The sequence below is a fragment of the Prolixibacter sp. NT017 genome (assembly GCF_009617875.1).
Lineage (GTDB): Bacteria > Bacteroidota > Bacteroidia > Bacteroidales > Prolixibacteraceae > Prolixibacter.
On sequence record NZ_BLAV01000001.1, the window covers coordinates 950,133 to 969,387 of the forward strand.

Sequence of the window (19,255 nt, forward strand, 5' to 3'; positions counted from 1 at the left end):
TGAAATGAAAAAAATAATTATTCCGCTTATAGTAATACAGGTTTTCATTGGTATGAATATCAAAGCACAAGAAAAAAACAGAAGTGTTCCGGGTATCTTTTCCAAACTTGCTGCACACCCGTTTCATCCTTTAAACGATGAAAACTCGATGACCGTTGACCGGGATTTAAAGAAAGATGGCATTGCCGATTTGGATAACGACGATTGGAAAGTGCGGTTGCTGGCGGTCAGGGATTTGGTGCGTGCAGGACTTAATGAAACGGCTGCCATTAAAGCCGGACTGGTTCATGCCTCGCCCTATGTACGCCAGGTTAGTGCAAAGGCACTGGGCATTTTGCGGGCTACACAGGCAATACCCGAGCTTGAAAGTGTTGTTAAAAACGATGCGGTTGCAATCGTGCGGTCGCAGGCGGTTATTGCATTGGGGCAAATGGAATCGGAACAGTCGTTAAACTTGCTCAGGGAAAAATTAGAGAACGACCCTTCCCGTGATGTTCAACACCAGTGCGAACTGGCGATTTACCAGATTGAAAATAGAATGGGAGTAACCCGAAAAAATCTGGAAGCATGGCAGGCGCTGGATGAAACAACTTTTGAAACCGTTAATCCTGGCGATGCTGCGCCTGATTTTACTTTGGACGATACCGAAGGAAAACAATGGCAATTAAGCAACTACAAAAATAATAAATGGGTGGTATTGATTTGGGTATTTGCCGACTGGTGCCCCGTTTGCCATGGCGAGTTTCACGATTTAATGGAAATGGAAGATGATTTTGAAAATGCAGGTGCCCAGGTATTTACGCTTGAAATACATGATACTTACCGTGGACGAGTGATGGTGGGAAAAGAGCTTGAACCAAAATACTGGTTTGCAAAAGAATCGTTCAAAGATGCCTACACCAGCCGAATTTGGTGGCCGCACCTGCTCGACCGGGCAGGCACAGTTGGAGCAAAGTTCGGCACCGATCCGCTGGCTTTTTCAGTTCATGCCGAATACATTAACCGACCGACAACTGTAATTATCGATCCAAAAGGTATTGTCAGGTTTATTTATCCCGGCACTTTTTGGGGCGACCGGCCAACCATTGAACAGACACTGGAATTTATTAAATCGGGAAACTTTGAGTTCAATCATCAGAGACAACTAAAAGTTGAAAAATAGTTTTCTATCATAAATAAAAATCCAAAGTAAGTGTCAGGGTTATGTAAAACTTACGACAAATGAGAAAAAAGGAATAAAAACAATAAATTAAAAGAAAATGAAAACATATGCAATATGTCCCATTTCGGATAAAAAAATAAATGAAAGAGTAGCCCGTGTAAATGGCGCTTTCACTGTTTTGCTATTAATACTTTTTGGATTTACCGGCCAATGGTTCATCCCGGCATTTCTGGCTGTTGACTTCCTAATGAGAAGCGGTAATTTTTCAAAATACAGTATTTTAGGAAATTCCTCGAAAAGCATCGTTAAATGGCTGCCCATTGAGGAACAATTGATTAATGCAGGACCGAAAATTTTTGCTGCACGTATTGGATTTATTTTTAGTCTTGTGATTTTTTTAACCGCATTTCTTGGCCTAAATCTGAGTTCCATTATTGTTGCAGGAATTCTATCCTTATTTTCTTTTTTGGAAGCTGTTTTTGGAATATGTGTAGCCTGTAAATTGTACCCTTATGTGTACAAGGTGTTATACTAATAGGCACATTTTATATCTTAAATACCTCAAACAGTTTACGGGAAAAACTTTATTCTCGATAGAAAAGCTTTAACTCAAAGTTGGATAAATTTGATTTATTTACCCGCTTTCACCAAATGTGCCAACCCGGGGTCATTCTGAATGCGCTGCATTTCGCTCTCCACAATTGAGATGACATCATTTTTTACCTGTTTGTAGTTGTCATGAATTTCCCGTTCCAAAATATCTTGTCCGTGCTTGTCGGTAAAATCAACAATTGCAGGTATTGGTTTATACCGGGCGATTTCCCGTTTTACCCCTTCATTATCCACAACAATCTCAGCATGGAAAATTTTCTGCTCAATCCGTTCATCAAAATTATCCGACACCGCGCCAACAAATACTCCTTGTGTGAGGTTACTGATTTTTGCTGCCGGGATAATACTGTCCAGTTGAGTGTTGATAGATGTGGTTTTGTCCTGTCGACTAATGGTCATACTCTGCCGTTTTTGCAGGATTTTCCCGAAACGCTCGGAAAGTACCCTGGCTGTTTCTCCAACCACCTGTCCTGAGAAAATATTCCCGACCGTGTTCTGGATAACTTTGCTTTCCTTATCACCATAGTCGCGGGTCAACTGGCTGTAATCCTGAAATCCCAGGCAAACGGCTACCTTGTTGCTCCGGGCAGTAGCTATCAGGTTATCCAGCCCCCGGAAATATATCGTCGGCAACTCGTCAATAATCACAGAACTTTTTAACCGGTGCTTCTTATTAATCAGCTTTACAATCCGGGAATTATACAAGCCCAAGGCAGCACTGTAAATATTCTGCCGGTCGGGATTATTGCCTACACAAAGTATTTTCGGTTCTTCGGGATTATTAATATCGAGCGTAAAATCATCGCCTGTCATCACCCAGTAGAGTTGAGGTGAAATCATCCTTGAAAGCGGAATTTTAGCACTGGCAATTTGTCCCTGTAACTGGTCCTGTGCGCCACCTTCCCAGGCATCCATAAAAGGGGATAAATAATTTTCCAGTTCCGGGTATGAGGTAAGGATAGTAAAAGTATCGGCGTATTTCTTATTCAGGAATTCGATGGCATGGGGAAAAGTGCAGTACTTGCCGTTTTGATAAATTTTCAGAAACCAGATGATGGCTGCCAAAAGGATAATCGGTGATTCCACAAAAAAGTCGCCTTGCTTTTGAATCCAGGTGCGGTTCAGGTTTAGCATAATGGTATAGGCGCTTTCCCACGCATCCGATATGTCTGTCATAAATGCGGGGTTAATAGGGTTACACCGATGGCTTTTTCGCGGGTCGTCGAAATTTATCACATAATATTTGGGCTTGACTTCATAACCGTCTAAGTGGGTTAATAAATGGTTATAAGCAATTTCGCTGAGGTCAGGGAATTTGTAATCGTAGATATACATGGCAAAGCCCTTTTCAATTTGTTGTTTGATGTAGTTGTTGACCACTGCATAAGACTTCCCGCTACCGGGCGTTCCCAGTACTATGGAAGCCCGGAAAGGGTTGACCACGTTAATCCATCCCCGGCGCTTTCTCCCGTTGTAAACAAAGTGGGTTGGCAGGTTTACCGAATATTCGTTTTCCATTAGCCGTTGTTCCTGCATAAAAGACTCGTTCTCGCTGTTGAACACATCCTTCATCAGGTTACTTTTCAGCAGGCGGCTCATCCATGTCCCGGCAACCAGCATCAGGATAAAACCTGAAGAAACGGATAATATATATAAGGCTGATTTGCTTGTGACCGGTAAGGGCAGTTCCAGAATCCACCAATTCAGGTAAAACAGGGACAGGCCAAAACCCAGGCTGACATTTATTTTTGTCCAGGTGATTTTTTCGGCTTTAACGCCTTTTGTGCCAAGGCAGGACAAGCCCAGCAGGAAGTTGGCAAACAGTTTGGTGTAAAGTGGTGATGAAAACAAGCCTGTTGTTTGCTGGAAATTCATCAGTATTTTGTCCACAACTTCAATATCCAGATTCTGCTCAGATACCATCTCGTAGCAAAACCAATAAAAATGTATGACCACAAACAATATACTGACTGCCCGTATAAAATCGATGATTTTGCCCAATGCCCTTAAATCGTCTTCCTGTGCCATAATCGTTTTTTATTTGCGTTTTCTTTTTCGTTTCATCCGGCGGATAAAAGCTTCTTCTTCGTAATTTTCCCCCTGTCCGGTGAAATCGATAAATGAGAAGATTCCGTTTGCGGCCCCTTCTTCTTTGTTCCTTATTTCAGGGCTTTCAAAGAGAGTATTTTGGGAAGTTTCCTGCCTGAATTTTTCATTAAGGGCATTGGCTGAAAATGCCTTGCCGTAACGGGAACCGTTAAGCGCCGTATGCTGGTTGTGGTCGATAAAAGTCACACCGTAAATACGTCCGTCCTGGTTTTCCCGGAATACTACATCAATGCCCTGTTTCTGAAGTTGCCGTGCAAATTGTTCCCGTGTTTTTGATATGCGCAAAACAGTTTCAATAACCGGCCTCGTAGTTTCTTTTAGTCTGGCTTTTTTGATGGATTGTGTATTGTAGCCACAACGTTTTTTCAAATACTCAGCACCTACCTTTTCGTTGATAAGAGATGCTTTAATCGGCTGGCCTTTTTTTCGCCCTTTTTTATCCAAAGCAAAATAAACAATGCCGTGATAGGGTTTGCCGTCAAACTCACCTTTGACTTCTTCCAAACCAATATTGTGGAGCGACAAAAGTGTTTTATATTCCCCGATGCTTTGAAACCGGTATGAAGCGGCTAGTTCTTTGGTAAGGTTGGCAATTGGCTTCTTGATATTTCCCTTTTTGTAATCGACTATTGGGAGTTGCGGTGTTTCAGTGCGGCTTAGTTTATCAGCAGGGAGCGGCCCGTATTTCCGTTCCAATTCATTTGTTGTTTCCTTACTCCGTCTGAACTCAAATTTATCATTGATTTTTTTGCCGTTTTCATCAACCCTCAGCGATACGATATGGATATGGCGGCGGTCAATATCTTCATGTTTATATACCACAAAAGGCTGGTTGCCGTACCCCATTTTATCCAGATACTCCTGCGCAATGGTGGAAAGTTGTCCGTCACTAAGGTTATCATCCGGGTGTGGGTTCAGCGAAATATGAATAACAGGCTTTTCCGTTTTGATGTCTTTGGGCAGCTGGTTTTCAAAACTTCTCATGCAAAACGCCAGGGTCAGGGATTTGTCTGTGGGCAAAAGCACTTTGTTTGAACAAAGAATTTTGGCTTCCCCCGCATCCACTTTCTCCTGGTTATAAGACAAAGCCCCGAACAAAGAACTACCAATGTTTATTTTTGCAACCATTGTTGTTCGTATTTTTGGGTGAGTTCGATGATTTGCCGGTTTAGGCGGATAAATTCAATGGTCAGTTTTTCCAGTTTATAGAGTGCAGCCAACGCCTTTTTTTCGGTAAAATGCGTATTGAAGGCTTTTACCACCTGATTATAATTGACCCCAACAGCCCGGAACTGGCTGTAAAAGGTGCTTAGTTTGCTGTAATAATCCTGTTCGGCCTTGTTGATTTGGATTACCTTAAATCTTTCATCAAAAACACGGGCGGCAATAAAATGGGCTTTGGTTTTCATCCCCGATTTTTCAAACAATGCCAAAAAACGGGCATGGTCCACAGCATTAAACCTGACCGTGTAGTTTGCCACAACCGGGTCAGGTTTGGGCTTGCGCCCTCCTTTGTATTTTCTTTCAGCTTTAACCATTGTTTCATTTTTTAAAATTTTGCGACTTCGGAGCCAAAAATACCGGCCTCCAGGAGGCGGAAGTTTTGAGCCACCGAAAATATTTCGGGAGGCTCAAAACACACCTTGCTATTTGCCGACGCAAATATTCCTTCACTATCGTTCGGTTGGTAATTCCCGACAAAAGTCCAATGTTCCCGACTTCCATTCATGGCAGCAAAAGTAAATAGGGTTAAAATTCTATGAAATAGACAAATACAGACAGAGCCGGCCAGTTTGACCAATGCTTGGCAAGAGTGCCTTTTTTCAGTTTTGTTTGCCTGAGTATTTGTGTTTGTATGCGGACAAATACTTTGAAAAATATTTGGTTAAATGTGCTTTTTGCCAGACAAATGAACATGTGGATGATTGCACAAATACTTATTTACGCATTTGCAGAAGTGCGTAAATGTGCAATAGCTTAATTATTGAAACGGATAGTTATCTGAGCAAATGGACAGGCAAAGAAATATCCTGACAATGGAACAAAAGAACAGAGAATTAAAGGAATGTATGAATAAATATCTGCCTGATGGAATTAACGCTTGTTGGAATACACATTTACAACGATAAATATTCAGCCAAATATTGAAATATTTAATGAAAACCATAAACATTTAAAGCAATGGAAAAACAAATGAACAAACCATTATTTATGGCTTATGCCACCCAGAAAGGTGGTGTTGGCAAAACAACTTTTACCGTATTAACTGCAAGTTATCTCCATTATGAGAAAGGGTTAAATGTATTGGTAGTGGATTGCGATTACCCGCAATACAGTATCCTTCAAATGCGGGAACGGGAAATAGAAACCGTTTCAGAGGATAGGCAGCTAAAAACCCTTGCTTATGAACAGTTTACCCGGTTGGATAAAAAAGCTTATCCAATTTTAAAGGCTTCCGCCGATTCTGCGATGGACATTGTGAAAGAATTTCTTGGACAGACAAAAGAAACAATTGACCTGGTATTGTACGATGTTCCGGGCACCGTCAACACCTCAGGGATGTATAAATTATTGTCAGAGATGGATGTATTTCTTGTTCCCATAAGCGCCGACCGGGTGGTGCTCGAAAGCAGCCTTAATTTCGCCAGGGCAATCAGTGAAATGGTTAAGGATAACCCCCAAAAGCAGTTGTACCTGTTTTGGAACCTTGTCGATAAGCGGGAGAAAACGGCTTTATACGATATTTACTCCAAAGGCATTGCAAACCTGAAATTGCCCCTGTTAAAAACCAGGGTCCCCGATTCCAAACGTTACCGCAAAGAAATACTCGGCGCCGGGCAACGCCCTTTTCGCTCCACGCTGTTTCCTCCAGACAAACAAGTGGCCCGAGGAAGCAACATTGTTGAATTGCTGAATGAAATTACCGGAAACCTGAAATTGTAAGCTATGAAAGAAGTTGATGATAACGAGTTTATGAAAATGGTAGCTTCGGGGGGCAACAAACCCAAAAAAGATGAAAACCACCCACCGGCAGATAATTCGCGAAAAAGAAAGGATGCCCCTGTACCGGAAAACCATATATCCGATTATATCAATACGTTTATTCAAAGGGGAAGCGAAAGTGAAAAAAGCACGGTATATCTCAGTAAAGAACTGATTAGCCAACTCAAAAACATAATGGCAACCATTGGAGGGGATAAAGCTACTTTAGGCGGTTATGTGGAAGCCATTATCGCAGCACATTTTGAGCAATTTAAAGATGAAATTATCCGGCTTTTTAATGAGAATATCAAACAACCGTTTCAATGATGATAGGTGCAGATGATATTGCAGTGATTGTAATTGTGGCTTGTTGCATCCTTTGGGCAGGATATTTCTTGTTTAATAGCACAAAAGGCGGAAAACCTGTGGAAATTGAAGGTGAAACACCGAAAAATGGCGAAAGCATTATTGGACTAAGTAAAACCCGGCTGGGGCAATATACCGTTAGTTCTGCCCAGGATAATGCAGATAAACGAGGTATGATTCCACCAGATGAAATGGAACAGGTATTCTACACCCGTGAAGAAGCCCGGTTAAATATTGATGTTGATATTGAGCCACCACGTAAGCCAGATGAGGAGGAAAATGAAGAGGACGTACTCCTGTTTGAAGATACTGAACTTATCCCAGTGCTGGCTACGGGAGCCAGTTTTGACGACCTGTCCGAAATGTCAGAATCCATACAATCGCACCTGCATGAATTGTCACAGGCTCACATTATAAAAGCAGCTAAAACAATCAGAACGGTAAACAAAACCGACCTGCTTAAACAGCTAATAAGCCAGGTGGAAGGCGGGGAACAAAAGGTTGCCGATATTTTGGACAGGTGCGAGGCAGAACTTAAAAAATCAGCCAGGCAAGAATTCAAAACTGATGATGTGAAGGGGTTTGATTTAGGGAAATATTTGTGAAGTTTTTTGCGGAAGGACATTGATATAAGATTGGCAAATAGTTGCGTAATTTGCCAGTTTTATAAAGAATAGTGTTACATTTGCAACAAAAACAATTTTGGCTGAAACACTGGAACAACATATTAATCATTACTTCAGAGAAAGTGAAAGGCTTTCCAAACAAAAGCTTGTCACATCAATAAAGGAAGATTTTCCTCATTGGTCTGATAATACGATTAACGTGTATTTGTCGAAGTTGAAAAAAAAGGGAAAAATCAGCACCCCATCCAAGGGGATTTATGAGTTGGGCAGCATATCCCTGTTCAACCCTGAAGTTTCAAGCTCTTTAAAAAAAATACACAACAAAATAAAACGGGAGTTTCCATACATCATTTTTTGTGTATGGGACAGCGCCTGGCTGAACGATTTGATGCAACACCAGCCATTTAAACATTATATGGTCGTCGAAGTGGAAAAAGATGCTTCCGAACCTGTTTTCGGGTTTCTCAATGAAACGCTCAAAAATGTCTTTCTGAACCCGGATGAAGAAATATTTAACAGGTATATCCAAAATCTGGATGAAGTTGTTATTGTCAAAAACCTGGTTTCAGAAGCTCCTTTAATGGAGACACAAAAGATAGTCATTCCGGCTTTGGAAAAACTTCTGGTTGACATGTTGACCGACACCAACCTCTTTTCAGCACAGCAAAACGAAACCGAGTTTATTATGAATATTGCAATGGAAAAGTTTGCAATAAACGAACTGAAGATGAAACGTTATGCCCTTCGCAGAAACAGGGAAAATGAAGTTGAAAAACTAATTAATATAAGTCTGGCAAAAAAACAGTGATTGTGCCGATATTATACACCCTATGATAGATAGAAAATCACATACAATAGAATGGATTACCAACCTGAGAGGTAAATTAGGGAAACGCATTGACCCAAAACTGATTGAAAAAGTAATTTATGCTTTGACTTTCCTGGAACAGTTGCGGTTGAATAATTTGGAATTTGTTTTTAAAGGAGGGACAGCATTGCTGTTGGCAACAGAAACCCCCAGACGATTTTCGATTGATATAGATATTATTATCCTTGAAGCGGAAAGTAAAATCAGGGACGTCCTGGATAAGATAAGCGGGTTGGATATGTTTATCCGCTGGGAAGACGACAACGACAGGAAACATATTCCCGGCGCACCGGTCGGCCATTTTAAAATGTTTTATAAAAGCGTTGTTGATGGGCGTGAAGAACCTGTTTTGCTGGATTTATTGTACGCTCCGGACCCGTATCCCCAAACCAGGGAATACCCTTTAAAACACAATTGGCTGGCAACTTCAGGCGAAGACACAATGGTTGTTTTGCCAACGTTTGAAGCAATCCTTGGGGATAAACTAACCGCATTTGCACCAAAAACAACCGGTATCCTTTACTCCAAGAACCGTCCGGTGGAAATCATAAAACAGCTATACGATATTGCGTTTCTATTTGACAGGATAACCGACCTTGATGTAACCAGGAACAGTTATTCAAAAGTGGTTCAGGAAGAAATTGGCTACCGAAACCTGGAAGTAAATACGGATGATGTATTAAAAGATACCCGGGAAGCTTGTTACACACTCGCCGAAAGGAACTTAAAATCAGAAGAATTCAATCACCTACAATTGGGGATTAAAAACTTTACAAATTTTACGGTTGAGCGTTTTGCAATAGATGAAGCTATAACAGCCGCAGCGAAAGTGGCCTACCTGACTACCTTAATAAATAACGGGGAAAACCAGAAAATAGAAAGGTTTAAAAATCCGTTGGAAATCAGGGAATGGCTCATTGAGGAACAGGAATTTAAGAAAATCAACAAACTAAAAAAGACGAATCCCGAAGCTTTCTTTTATTGGTATAAGAGCTTGAACAAAGGCTAAAAGAAGAAGGATAACAAAGAACTTCCTACCCATGCCATTTTCTCTTTCATCATCTCCTTATCTGTTTCCGCCCCCGGACAAACAACGACAACCGGGGAAACCTTAACCACACCCAAACAACGCCTTTCAATTTAACCATAGGTTTGCGCAAGTATTAACCGCCGGGTATAGCCTACCCGGCATAAAATTGCAAGCAAATGGTAAAAAAAGTAATCTCGTTTTTCGTATTTGTCCTTTCCTGGGTCAGTCTTCTGGCCCAGGGGGATGGCAGCGCCGGAATCACGGAAGCTACCCAGATGGTCACTTCGTACTTTGACCCGGCCACCAAATTGATTTACGCTATCGGTGCCGTAGTTGGCCTCATTGGGGGCGTAAAAGTTTACAACAAGTTCAGCAGCGGGGACCCGGATACTTCAAAAGTTGCAGCCTCCTGGTTCGGGGCGTGTATTTTCCTGATTGTGGCAGCTACCATTTTAAGGTCATTTTTCCTGTAAGCCATGGCAGAATTCACAATCAACAAAGGCATAAACAAGCCAGTTGAATTTAAGGGGCTAAAAAGCCAGTACCTGTTCATATTTGCCGGTGGGCTGCTTGGTATCATCATCCTTTTTATGGTGATGTACATGAGTGGTGTTCCGCAAACTGCTTGTTTTGGGTTCACTTTAATTACCGCCCCATTGCTTATCTGGCAAACTTTTTCCCTTAACAGGAAATACGGCAGCCATGGGCTGATGAAACTACAGTCGGTAAAACGATACCCCCGCAGGTTGATAAACCGGCGAAGAGTTCAGAAACTGCTAAGTCGTGCCAGGTTACAACAATCGCATTAAAATTACATTCATCCAAATGAGAAGTATTTTAAAAAAAAGCACACTGGAACAAAAATTCCCGCTGCTAGCGGTGGAAAATGGTTGTATCCTTTCAAAAGATGCGGATATTACCGTTGCCTTCAGGGTTAGGTTGCCCGAACTCTTTACCATCAGCGCTGCCGGGTATGAAACATTGCATTCTGCGTGGTGCAAAGCCCTGAAAGTACTGCCCGATTATTCGGTTGTATTAAAACAGGACTGGTTCTGCAAGGAAAATTATACCCCGGAAATACCGGAGTCAAAAGAAATATCTTTTCTTTCACGAAGCTTCCAGAGGCATTTTAACGAACGGCCTTTCCTGAACCACTATTGTTACCTGATGCTGACAAAGACAACCAAAGAACGTTCAAGGCAGCAAAGTACGTTCAACAGCCTTGCCCGGGGTTTTATCGTCCCCAAGGAGGTTAGCGATAAGGAAACTGCAAACCGGTTCCTGGATGCGGTAAGCCAGTTTGAACGCATTATGAACGATAGTGGGTTCGTAACACTGGAAAGGCTTTCCTCAGCGGAAATTGCAGGTGCAGAAAAAGAGAGCGGTATTATCGAAAAATATCTTGCTCTTTCACAGAACAGCAAACCGGTATTAAATGACATGCGTATCGACCCCGGCCAGATGCATATCGGGGACAATGCCCTTTGTCTGCATACCCTTTCGGATGTGAGCGATTTACCGGGGAAAGTAGCCACGGACTGCCGGTATGAGCGGCTCTCTACAGACAGGAGCAGTTGCCGCCTGTCGTTTGCATCGCCAGTAGGGTTGCTTTTGCCCTGTAACCACATCTATAACCAGTTTGTGTTTATCGACAACCACGAAGAAAACCTGAAACGGTTTGAAAAGATGGGGCGCAATATGCAGTCGCTGGCCCGGTATGGGCGTGGCAACCTTGTAAACAAGGAGTGGATTGATTTGTACCTGAACGAAGCCCATGCACAGGGTCTGGTTTCGGTACGTGCCCATTTTAACGTGATGGCATGGTCGGACAACCCACAGGAATTGAAAATGATAAAAAACAATGTGGGTTCCCAAATCTCACTGATGGGATGCCAGCCGCGCCATAACACCGTCGATGTCCCAACCCTTTATTGGTCGGGCATCCCCGGCAATGCAGCAGACTTTCCGGCAGAAGAAAGCTTTTATACATTTATAGAGCAAGCCTGTTGTTTTTTTACCGGGGAAACCAATTACCAAAATTCCCTGTCACCGTTCGGGATTAAAATGGTTGACCGGCTCACCGGAAAACCATTGCATGTGGATATTTCCGATTTACCCATGAAAAAGGGAATTATCACCAACCGGAACAAGTTTATCCTTGGCCCGTCGGGAAGCGGTAAATCCTTTTTCACCAATCACATGGTCAGGCAATATTATGAACAGGGCACGCATATTTTACTCGTGGATACCGGGAACAGCTATAAAGGGCTGTGTGATTTAATCCACTATAAAACAAGGGGCGAAGACGGGGTTTATTTCACCTATACCGAAGACAGCCCGGTTGCTTTTAATCCTTTTTATACCGATGACGGGGTGTTTGATATTGAAAAAAGGGAATCCATCAAAACGCTTATCCTGACCCTTTGGAAAAAAGACAGCGAAGTCCCCACGCGAGCGGAAGAAGTGGCCTTGTCCAACGCTGTGAACAGTTTCATCCGGCTTATAAAAAAAGATAAAAGTACCGTTCCCTCGTTCAATACTTTTTACGAGTTTGTCAGGGGAGATTACCGGGAAGAACTGCGTTCGAAAAATGTCAGGGAAAAGGATTTTGACGTGGATAATTTCCTAAACGTGCTCGAACCTTATTACAAAGGGGGCGAATATGATTTTCTGTTGAACTCGGACAAGCAACTGGATTTACTCAACAAACGTTTTATCGTATTCGAGCTGGACAACATCCGTGACCATAAGGTTTTGCTCCCCATCGTGACCATTATCATCATGGAAACTTTCATTAATAAAATGAGGAGGCTGAAAGGTATCCGAAAGATGATATTGATTGAAGAATGTTGGAAGGCGCTGACTTCTGCCAACATGAGCGAGTACATTCGGTACCTGTTCAAGACAGTCCGAAAATACTTCGGCGAAGCGGTGGTGGTCACCCAGGAAGTGGACGACATTATCAGTTCTCCCATTGTAAAGGAAAGTATCATCAATAATTCGGATTGCAAAATCCTGCTCGACCAGCGCAAGTATATGAACAAGTTCGATGCAATACAGGGATTGCTTGGATTGACCGAAAAAGAACGCGAACAGATTCTTTCCATCAACATGGACAACGACCCCGGCCGGAAATACAAGGAGGTGTGGGTTGGACTGGGCGGGGTCCAGTCCGCAGTCTATGCCACAGAAGTTTCTGCGCAGGAATATTTTACATATACAACCGAAGAAACTGAAAAACTCGAACTCACCCGCCTGACGGAAAAGCTGGGCGGGAACATTGAAATGGCCATCAAACAGCTGGCCGAAAGCAAACAGGAATCTTCTACCTATTAACATTTAAAACTTCAATGTATGAAAACAAAATTATTGATATCCGCACTGCTCATTGCGCTTGGCACATCCGGGCTGAAAGCGCAGTTTGTGGTTACCGACCCGGTAAACCTTGCACAAAGTATCGTCAACTCTGCCAACGAGATTGTACAGACATCAAGCACGGTATCCAACGTAATAAAAAACTTTCAGGAAGTAAAAAAAGTTTACCAGCAGGGAAAGGAGTATTACGACAAACTCAAAGCGGTACACGACCTTGTAAAAGACGCTTATAAAGTACAGCAAACACTGCTCATGATTGGTGAGATTTCCGATATATATGTCAGCTCTTTTGAGTTGATGTTGCAGGATAAATATTACACCGCAGAGGAGCTGGGAGCTATTGCCTTTGGTTATACAAAGCTACTGGAAGAAGGGGCAGCTACCCTTAAAGAGATGAAAGACGTCATTAGCAGTACCGGGCTTTCCATGACCGATAAAGAGCGCATGGATATTGTTGACAGGTGCTATAACGCGGTGAAACATTACCGGAACCTCACCCGGTACTATACCAACAAGAACATTTCCATATCGCTCATCCGGGCAGAGCAGGAAGGTGACAAAGCACGGATACTGGCGCTTTACGGAAATGCTGAAGACCGGTACTGGTAAAATTTTTGTTTATGGATACATTTGACAATTTACACCAGGCGCTACGGGTGCTTTATAGCGAAATGATGCCCCTTTGTTCGGACATGACAGCGGTTGCCAAAGGTATAGCCGGGCTGGGCGCTTTGTTTTATGTGGCTTACCGGGTATGGCAGTCGCTGGCTCGGGCAGAACCAATTGACGTTTACCCCTTGCTACGCCCTTTTGCCATTGGCCTGTGCATCCTGTTTTTCCCCACCATCGTCCTTGGAACAATGAATGCCGTATTAAGCCCAATCGTGCGAGGGACAAACGGCATACTGGAATCGCAGGTGCTGGACCTGGAACAACTGAAAAAGGATAAGGACACAATTGAACGGGAGAAAATGCTGCGAAACCCGGACGAAGCTTACCTTGTGAGTGATGAAGCATTTGACAAGGCCATCGATGAACTGGGATGGGGGCCAAAAGACCTTGTAACCATCGCCGGAATGTATGCCGAGCGAAGCTGGTATAACCTGAAAAAATCTATTCAGGAGGCTTTTCTCAATCTGTTGGAGCTGATATTCCAGGCTGCCGCTTTGGTAATTGACTGTCTGCGGACTTTCTTTTTAATTGTACTGTCCATTCTTGGGCCAATTGCATTTGCATTCAGTGTCTATGATGGTTTTCAGAATACACTTGTTACCTGGCTTACACGGTACATCAGCATTTACCTCTGGCTACCAGTGGCCGATATTTTTTCTTCCGTGCTGGCTAAGCTCCAGGCATTGATGATTCAAAAAGACATTGCAGAAATGGCTGCCGACCCGAACTATATCCCACAGGGTACTGACGGGGTGTACATTACTTTTATGCTTATCGGAATTGTCGGGTATTTTACCATCCCAAGTGTGGCCGGATGGATTGTACAGGCCGGTGGCATGGGAAATTATGGAAGAAACGTAAACAGCGCTGCAATGAAAGGGGCTTCTGTTGCATCTGGAACGGCTGGCGCTGCCTCCGGGAATATTACAGGAAAAATATTAAAACGATAATCGAATCATTTAAAATTATGGAATTTAAACCTTTAAAGAATATAGAAAGCAGTTTTAAGCTGATACGGCTGTTCGCCATCATCTTTGTTTGTGCCAGTACAATTGTAACTGTTTATGCTCTCTGGAGTTCGTACAGCTATGCTGAGGCCCAGCGTCAAAAAATTTATGTACTCGACCAGGGAAAATCGCTGATACTGGCCCTTTCGCAGGATTTGGCACAAAACAGGCCGGTGGAGGCCAAAGACCATATCAGGCGTTTTCATGAACTTTTTTTTACACTTTCGCCAGACAAGGATGCCATTGAACACAACATCAACCGTGCCTTTTACCTCTCGGACAAAAGTGTTTTTACCATTTACAAAGACTTGGTAGAAAGCGGGTATTTCAACCGGGTGATTTCGGGCAACGTAACCCAAAGGATATGGGTTGACAGCATTTCGTGCAACTTTAATAACTATCCTTACGAAGCTACGGTTTATGCACGGCAACATATTATCCGGGAAATGACAGTTACTGAACGCAGGCTGGTTACATCCTGCCGGTTGCGCAATACTTCGCGCAGCGACAATAACCCGCACGGGTTTATCATTGAAAATTTCAATATAAAGGAAAATGAAGATATGTCAACGTGGGACAGATAGTATTCCTGTAATGGAAGGAATATCCGGCATCAGTACTTCTTTTCGGCGCAGGTTAAAGAATGCCTGTGAAAAGCTTACACAAAGGCAACGCAAGCTAACTGTTTGGGTTTTGCTTATTGTATTTACTGTTTTGGTTTTGGGTTCCGTTTCGGACATTTTCCGAAATGGGCCAAAACTTTCAGAACCAAAGCATATTGTTCCTTTGAAAATATTGGAGAACTCCAAGGACACGGTTTCACATAAAATCACAAATAATGAAAAAAAACAACAATAAAACGGGGCAACGCAAAATACTGACCCCGGAACAACTGCAGAAGCGCAAAAAGATGGTCATTTTCCCGATGATGTTCATCGCTTTCGCAGCGGCAATGTATTTTATCTTTATGCCTTCGTCCCGGCAAGAGAAAGAAAAGAAAGGGCTGAACACCGATTTACCGATACCAAAAAACGAAATCATCGGGGACAAAAAAACAGCTTACGAGATGGAACTTTTCGGGCAAAAGAAAAACCGGCAAACATTGTCCCTCGAAGATTACGGCGTTAAGACTGACACGGCAAAAAACAGGATTATCACCAGCAGCATCGGGGGAAACGCCTCACAAAAAGCACCGCAATCCTCTATCCGGTCATCGGCTGAGGCATACAAAAAAGTAAACAGTGATTTAAACAGTTTTTATAACCATCCAAAGCCAGGTTCACGCGAAATGGAACTTGAAAAACAGGTTGAAATGTTACAGGCAGAATTGGAAGAAAAAGAAACCACTGACAGTGTCAGCCGGGTAGAACAACAACTCAAATTAATGGAGGAAAGTTACAAATTTGCTGCAAAGTATATGCCTAACACACAGGAAAAAATTCAGCAAACGGACCGGCGACAAATAGGCGTTCCGGCTATGGAATTACTTCCAATGGAAAACAAAAACCTTGTTCATGTAGCTAAACTGGGAATAAATGAAACAAGCGCACTTCATCAACAAATGGAAGATTCCGTTTTCTTAAACAGATATTCCCAGCCTTTCAATACAAGCTTTTATACGGCAGGAGATAACAAGGTTAAAATTCCCTCTAATACGATTAAAGCCTGTATCCATAATGACCAGATAATTGTTTCAGGCCAAAATGTAAAAATACGTTTGCTGGAACCGATAAAGGCAGAAGGGGTAATAATCCCCGGAAATGAAATGGTTACCGGGATTGCTGTTATCCAGAGCGAACGGTTGGATATTACCATCAGCTCGCTGGAATACAGGGGCAGGATAATCCCTGTGGAAATTTCGGTGTATGACACGGACGGGCAGCCTGGAATTTTTATTCCCGGCTCTGTGGAAACCAACGCCCTGAAAGAGGTTACCGCATCAATGGGACAAGGCGCAGGTACAAGCATCAGCATCAACCAGGGGACAACCGCTGGTCAGCAATTGGCTGCCGATGTAGGCAGGAGTCTTATCCAGGGGGCTTCGCAGTATGTTTCAAAAAAACTGCGGACACCTAAAGTCACCCTTAAAGCCGGACACCGCCTGTTGTTAATGCCTTCCAATTAAAACCAGATTGTATGATTCAAAAATCCATCAACATGAAACAGTTATTCTTCACATTTGTATTTCTTGTAACCTTGACACTATCATCGTTTGCCCAAAACAGTTTTACCAAAGTTATCTCAAAAGACAGGGTTATCCCTTCGTATTGTATCGAAGTGACCTTTGACAAAACGGTACACCTTATTTTCCCTTCGGGTGTTTCCTACATTGACCTTGGCTCATCCAATATTATTGCAGGCAAAGCCGATGGCGCTGAAAATGTGGTCAGGATAAAAGCTGCCATTAATGGTTTTAAAGAAGAAACCAACTTTTCAGTGATTACCGATGAAGGCAGTTTTTACTCCTTTATCGTGAACTATTCGGAAAACCCCGAAAAGCTGAACATTGAAATGAAAGATTTTCTTCACAATAAAAAGCCGGGCAATAAACCGGAAAATACGCAAGAGGTACATCTTTCTGAGTTGGGGAACGAGTCGCCCCAAGCCGTTCGTTCTGTAATGGAGAAAATCCATAAAACAAACCGAAAGCGGATTAACCATATTAATAGCAAACAGTTTGGCATTGAGTTCCAACTCCGTGGGATTTTTAGCCACAACGGACTTTTATTTCTGCATACCGAAATCAGGAATACCACCGCTATCCCATTTGATATTGATTTCCTTGTCTTCAAAATTGTCGATAAAAAAGTGGTCAAGCGGACTGCTATACAAGAAACCATTATAAAACCTGTTCGGTCATACAATCTTCTGACCTCAGTAAAGGGTAAAGAAACAGAAAGTACCGTTTTTGCATTTCAGAAATTTACCATCCCTGATAAAAAACAACTGGTTGTTGAGCTGTTCGAAAAGAATGGGGGAAGGCACCAGAGATTTGTGGTGAAAAACGGGGATTTGGTGAAAGCCCAACCAAGCAGAAAACTGTGACCGAATCCTTATCCGTTTTAAGGGCTAACACGAAAGGCAACCCGGCAGTTGCCTTTCGTTAATTTATCGAGGGTCGCTACATTTCCCATTTATCAGCGAGGGAATAATACGATTCGCTGGTAAAAATAATGTGGTCCAAAACCGGAAGGTCAAGTACTTTACCGATTTCAACAATTTTGTTTGTGAGTTTTAAATCGGCATCACTTGCCTCCAGGTTCCCACTTGGGTGGTTGTGCATTAGTATTATCGAGCTTGAATTACATTTCAAGGCAGTTTGAAATATCAGCTTTGGGTCAACAACTACTCCTGACAAACCACCGGTAAACATGTTTGAGATTCCAATTACCCGGTTTGCCCTCGATAACAGCAATATTTTAAACGACTCGCGGTGGTCAATATCTACAATCCAGGAAGGATAAACCAAATCATATACATCTTTTGAACAGGTAATTTTTGGTAAATCCGTCAACTTTGATTTACGTGAATAAGAAACTGTAATTTCATTAAGCGAAAATAAATTAGTCATTGAAGTTACCCATGCCTTTGGGATTTATTTTGGCTTCCGGCACGCCATTAAATTTTGGCATACCGAATTGAGCCGGATGGATACTTGTCAAGGGTGCATGTCCGTTTGTTTTTTCTTCCTTAAAACAAACTGAACGCATCCAAAGGACGGCTGGCAACATAAAACAAACAAAAACAGCCGCCCTTGACTTTTCCGGACGGCGATGAATAACTTGGCCAAAAGTTTAATGGATTGTAATAGTAAGATAGGCTTTGAGAATTATTTATAATGAATTACTTCTTGCTAAAAAAAAGCACAAGGGACAAGTAAGCTGGAAATGATAAAATAGTTACATATCTATGTAACTTCAACTTTAATAAACAGGATGTTACTTATTAAAAAAACAGGGACAAATTCCTTATCATCCGTATAGGAAACGCAACCAGCCCGACAAACAAGGATAGGACCGCCTTTATAAAAAAATAAAGCACCCATCCCAGCACCGGCAGAAAAAGAAATATTTGCGGCGTTATCCGTGTTAAGGTTTTCCATCCCGATACAATGCCAAGCCCCATATAAATTAAGAAAAAATGGCTTTCCCAGAAGCTGTCAGGGGTTTTATAAGTATCAGTTACCAACAGGTCAATGATAATACCTATGGGCAATCCTATTAAAAGAGTCAATAGTATCTCAGCTACAACTGTTCTTTTTTGCTTTTGCCGGGAATCTGAAAAACAATCCGGGCAAATTGGTTTTGAAAACTTATTGGTACATTCAACACACAATCCCTTACCACAAACCTGACATTGAGATACAGCAGTTTCGGATGGATGGTTAATGCAATTCATTGACAATTGAATTCGAGTAAGTGTTTTAAAGTTACGTAAAATCTTTCT

21 protein-coding genes are annotated in these 19,255 nt (G+C 42.3%); 16 read left to right on the forward strand and 5 right to left on the reverse strand.

Features of this window, described 5'->3' with window-relative positions; all coding sequences use genetic code 11:
* Positions 1-4 precede the first annotated feature (4 nt).
* Both GJU87_RS03910 and GJU87_RS03915 read left to right on the forward strand, forming a co-directional pair.
* Positions 5-1,162, forward strand: coding sequence for a redoxin domain-containing protein (locus GJU87_RS03910; protein WP_153638297.1), 1,158 nt, complete (start codon positions 5-7; stop codon positions 1,160-1,162).
* A gap of 97 nt (positions 1,163-1,259) precedes the next feature.
* Positions 1,260-1,697 (forward strand): DUF4395 domain-containing protein, encoded by a 438-nt coding sequence (locus GJU87_RS03915; RefSeq protein WP_153638298.1) that lies wholly within the window; start codon positions 1,260-1,262, stop codon positions 1,695-1,697.
* Between the two features lie 95 nt (positions 1,698-1,792).
* Here the strand turns inward: GJU87_RS03915 and mobC are convergent, their stop codons facing one another.
* The 3 genes from mobC to mobA are packed head-to-tail and all read right to left on the reverse strand — an operon-like array spanning position 1,793 to position 5,421.
* The gene (gene mobC / locus GJU87_RS03920; RefSeq protein ID WP_153638299.1) at positions 1,793-3,802 is read right to left on the reverse strand and encodes a conjugal transfer protein MobC; all 2,010 of its coding nucleotides are present in this window, start codon (positions 3,800-3,802) and stop codon (positions 1,793-1,795) included.
* Between the two features lie 9 nt (positions 3,803-3,811).
* Positions 3,812-5,011, reverse strand: coding sequence for a conjugal transfer protein MobB (gene mobB, locus GJU87_RS03925; RefSeq protein ID WP_153638300.1), 1,200 nt, complete (start codon positions 5,009-5,011; stop codon positions 3,812-3,814).
* A complete protein-coding gene (gene mobA, locus GJU87_RS03930) occupies positions 4,996-5,421 on the reverse strand; it encodes a conjugal transfer protein MobA (RefSeq protein ID WP_153638301.1) in 426 nt (141 codons plus the stop codon). Before mobA ends, mobB begins: the two co-directional genes overlap by 16 nt.
* Before the next feature lie 643 nt (positions 5,422-6,064).
* Between mobA and GJU87_RS03935 the strand changes: the two genes are divergently transcribed.
* The 14 genes from GJU87_RS03935 to traN all read left to right on the forward strand — a co-directional run bounded on the left by GJU87_RS03935 (position 6,065) and on the right by traN (position 17,854).
* The gene (locus tag GJU87_RS03935; protein WP_228491855.1) at positions 6,065-6,826 is read left to right on the forward strand and encodes a ParA family protein; all 762 of its coding nucleotides are present in this window, start codon (positions 6,065-6,067) and stop codon (positions 6,824-6,826) included.
* A 3-nt stretch (positions 6,827-6,829) separates the two neighbouring features.
* Entirely contained in the window at positions 6,830-7,192 is a 363-nt protein-coding gene (locus GJU87_RS03940; RefSeq protein ID WP_153638302.1) for a DUF3408 domain-containing protein, read from the forward strand.
* Entirely contained in the window at positions 7,189-7,836 is a 648-nt protein-coding gene (locus GJU87_RS03945; RefSeq protein ID WP_153638303.1) for a hypothetical protein, read from the forward strand. The genes GJU87_RS03940 and GJU87_RS03945 overlap by 4 nt, the downstream gene beginning before the upstream one ends.
* Before the next feature lie 220 nt (positions 7,837-8,056).
* On the forward strand, positions 8,057-8,665 hold the full coding sequence (locus GJU87_RS03950; protein WP_308788952.1) for a DUF6577 family protein: 609 nt from the start codon (positions 8,057-8,059) through the stop codon (positions 8,663-8,665).
* Positions 8,666-8,687: 22 nt separating this feature from the next.
* A complete protein-coding gene (locus tag GJU87_RS03955) occupies positions 8,688-9,734 on the forward strand; it encodes a nucleotidyl transferase AbiEii/AbiGii toxin family protein (RefSeq protein WP_153638305.1) in 1,047 nt (348 codons plus the stop codon).
* Positions 9,735-9,931: 197 nt separating this feature from the next.
* Positions 9,932-10,228 carry a DUF4134 domain-containing protein gene (locus GJU87_RS03960; protein WP_153638306.1) on the forward strand — a complete coding sequence of 99 codons (297 nt, stop codon included), beginning with the start codon at positions 9,932-9,934 and terminating at the stop codon, positions 10,226-10,228.
* 3 nt (positions 10,229-10,231) lie between these two features.
* A complete protein-coding gene (locus tag GJU87_RS03965; protein WP_153638307.1) occupies positions 10,232-10,564 on the forward strand; it encodes a DUF4133 domain-containing protein in 333 nt (110 codons plus the stop codon).
* 16 nt (positions 10,565-10,580) lie between these two features.
* Positions 10,581-13,091 carry a TraG family conjugative transposon ATPase gene (locus GJU87_RS03970; protein WP_153638308.1) on the forward strand — a complete coding sequence of 837 codons (2,511 nt, stop codon included), beginning with the start codon at positions 10,581-10,583 and terminating at the stop codon, positions 13,089-13,091.
* 18 nt (positions 13,092-13,109) lie between these two features.
* Complete coding sequence (locus GJU87_RS03975) at positions 13,110-13,739, forward strand: DUF4141 domain-containing protein (RefSeq protein ID WP_153638309.1); 630 nt, start codon at positions 13,110-13,112, stop codon at positions 13,737-13,739.
* A gap of 11 nt (positions 13,740-13,750) precedes the next feature.
* Positions 13,751-14,752: a conjugative transposon protein TraJ gene (traJ, locus tag GJU87_RS03980; RefSeq protein WP_153638310.1), complete on the forward strand. Its 1,002-nt coding sequence runs from the start codon at positions 13,751-13,753 to the stop codon at positions 14,750-14,752.
* Positions 14,753-14,769: 17 nt separating this feature from the next.
* A complete protein-coding gene (gene traK, locus GJU87_RS03985; RefSeq protein WP_153638311.1) occupies positions 14,770-15,393 on the forward strand; it encodes a conjugative transposon protein TraK in 624 nt (207 codons plus the stop codon).
* Between the two features lie 10 nt (positions 15,394-15,403).
* Positions 15,404-15,667 (forward strand): TraL conjugative transposon family protein, encoded by a 264-nt coding sequence (locus tag GJU87_RS21770; RefSeq protein ID WP_373921484.1) that lies wholly within the window; start codon positions 15,404-15,406, stop codon positions 15,665-15,667.
* On the forward strand, positions 15,648-16,934 hold the full coding sequence (gene traM / locus GJU87_RS03995) for a conjugative transposon protein TraM (RefSeq protein ID WP_153638313.1): 1,287 nt from the start codon (positions 15,648-15,650) through the stop codon (positions 16,932-16,934). The genes GJU87_RS21770 and traM overlap by 20 nt, the downstream gene beginning before the upstream one ends.
* A 32-nt stretch (positions 16,935-16,966) precedes the next feature.
* The gene (gene traN, locus GJU87_RS04000; RefSeq protein ID WP_153638314.1) at positions 16,967-17,854 is read left to right on the forward strand and encodes a conjugative transposon protein TraN; all 888 of its coding nucleotides are present in this window, start codon (positions 16,967-16,969) and stop codon (positions 17,852-17,854) included.
* Between the two features lie 76 nt (positions 17,855-17,930).
* Here the strand turns inward: traN and GJU87_RS04005 are convergent, their stop codons facing one another.
* Positions 17,931-18,380 (reverse strand): RadC family protein, encoded by a 450-nt coding sequence (locus GJU87_RS04005; RefSeq protein ID WP_153638315.1) that lies wholly within the window; start codon positions 18,378-18,380, stop codon positions 17,931-17,933.
* Between the two features lie 374 nt (positions 18,381-18,754).
* Complete coding sequence (locus tag GJU87_RS04010) at positions 18,755-19,207, reverse strand: hypothetical protein (RefSeq protein ID WP_153638316.1); 453 nt, start codon at positions 19,205-19,207, stop codon at positions 18,755-18,757.
* Positions 19,208-19,255 lie beyond the last annotated feature (48 nt).

Coding starts and splice junctions, on each gene's coding strand:
- GJU87_RS03945 (WP_153638303.1), top strand. CDS start 7,189: ATGATGATAGGTGCAGATGATATTGCAGTGATTGTAATTGTGGCTTGT.
- GJU87_RS03910 (WP_153638297.1), top strand. CDS start 5: ATGAAAAAAATAATTATTCCGCTTATAGTAATACAGGTTTTCATTGGT.
- GJU87_RS03970 (WP_153638308.1), top strand. CDS start 10,581: ATGAGAAGTATTTTAAAAAAAAGCACACTGGAACAAAAATTCCCGCTG.
- GJU87_RS03955 (WP_153638305.1), top strand. CDS start 8,688: ATGATAGATAGAAAATCACATACAATAGAATGGATTACCAACCTGAGA.
- GJU87_RS03975 (WP_153638309.1), top strand. CDS start 13,110: ATGAAAACAAAATTATTGATATCCGCACTGCTCATTGCGCTTGGCACA.
- GJU87_RS03940 (WP_153638302.1), top strand. CDS start 6,830: ATGAAAGAAGTTGATGATAACGAGTTTATGAAAATGGTAGCTTCGGGG.
- mobB (WP_153638300.1), bottom strand. CDS start 5,011: ATGGTTGCAAAAATAAACATTGGTAGTTCTTTGTTCGGGGCTTTGTCT.
- GJU87_RS03915 (WP_153638298.1), top strand. CDS start 1,260: ATGAAAACATATGCAATATGTCCCATTTCGGATAAAAAAATAAATGAA.
- GJU87_RS04005 (WP_153638315.1), bottom strand. CDS start 18,380: ATGACTAATTTATTTTCGCTTAATGAAATTACAGTTTCTTATTCACGT.
- traK (WP_153638311.1), top strand. CDS start 14,770: ATGGAATTTAAACCTTTAAAGAATATAGAAAGCAGTTTTAAGCTGATA.
- GJU87_RS03965 (WP_153638307.1), top strand. CDS start 10,232: ATGGCAGAATTCACAATCAACAAAGGCATAAACAAGCCAGTTGAATTT.
- traN (WP_153638314.1), top strand. CDS start 16,967: ATGAAACAGTTATTCTTCACATTTGTATTTCTTGTAACCTTGACACTA.
- traJ (WP_153638310.1), top strand. CDS start 13,751: ATGGATACATTTGACAATTTACACCAGGCGCTACGGGTGCTTTATAGC.
- GJU87_RS03960 (WP_153638306.1), top strand. CDS start 9,932: ATGGTAAAAAAAGTAATCTCGTTTTTCGTATTTGTCCTTTCCTGGGTC.
- mobC (WP_153638299.1), bottom strand. CDS start 3,802: ATGGCACAGGAAGACGATTTAAGGGCATTGGGCAAAATCATCGATTTT.
- traM (WP_153638313.1), top strand. CDS start 15,648: ATGAAAAAAAACAACAATAAAACGGGGCAACGCAAAATACTGACCCCG.
- GJU87_RS04010 (WP_153638316.1), bottom strand. CDS start 19,207: ATGAATTGCATTAACCATCCATCCGAAACTGCTGTATCTCAATGTCAG.
- GJU87_RS03935 (WP_228491855.1), top strand. CDS start 6,065: ATGGAAAAACAAATGAACAAACCATTATTTATGGCTTATGCCACCCAG.
- mobA (WP_153638301.1), bottom strand. CDS start 5,421: ATGGTTAAAGCTGAAAGAAAATACAAAGGAGGGCGCAAGCCCAAACCT.
- GJU87_RS21770 (WP_373921484.1), top strand. CDS start 15,404: ATGGAAGGAATATCCGGCATCAGTACTTCTTTTCGGCGCAGGTTAAAG.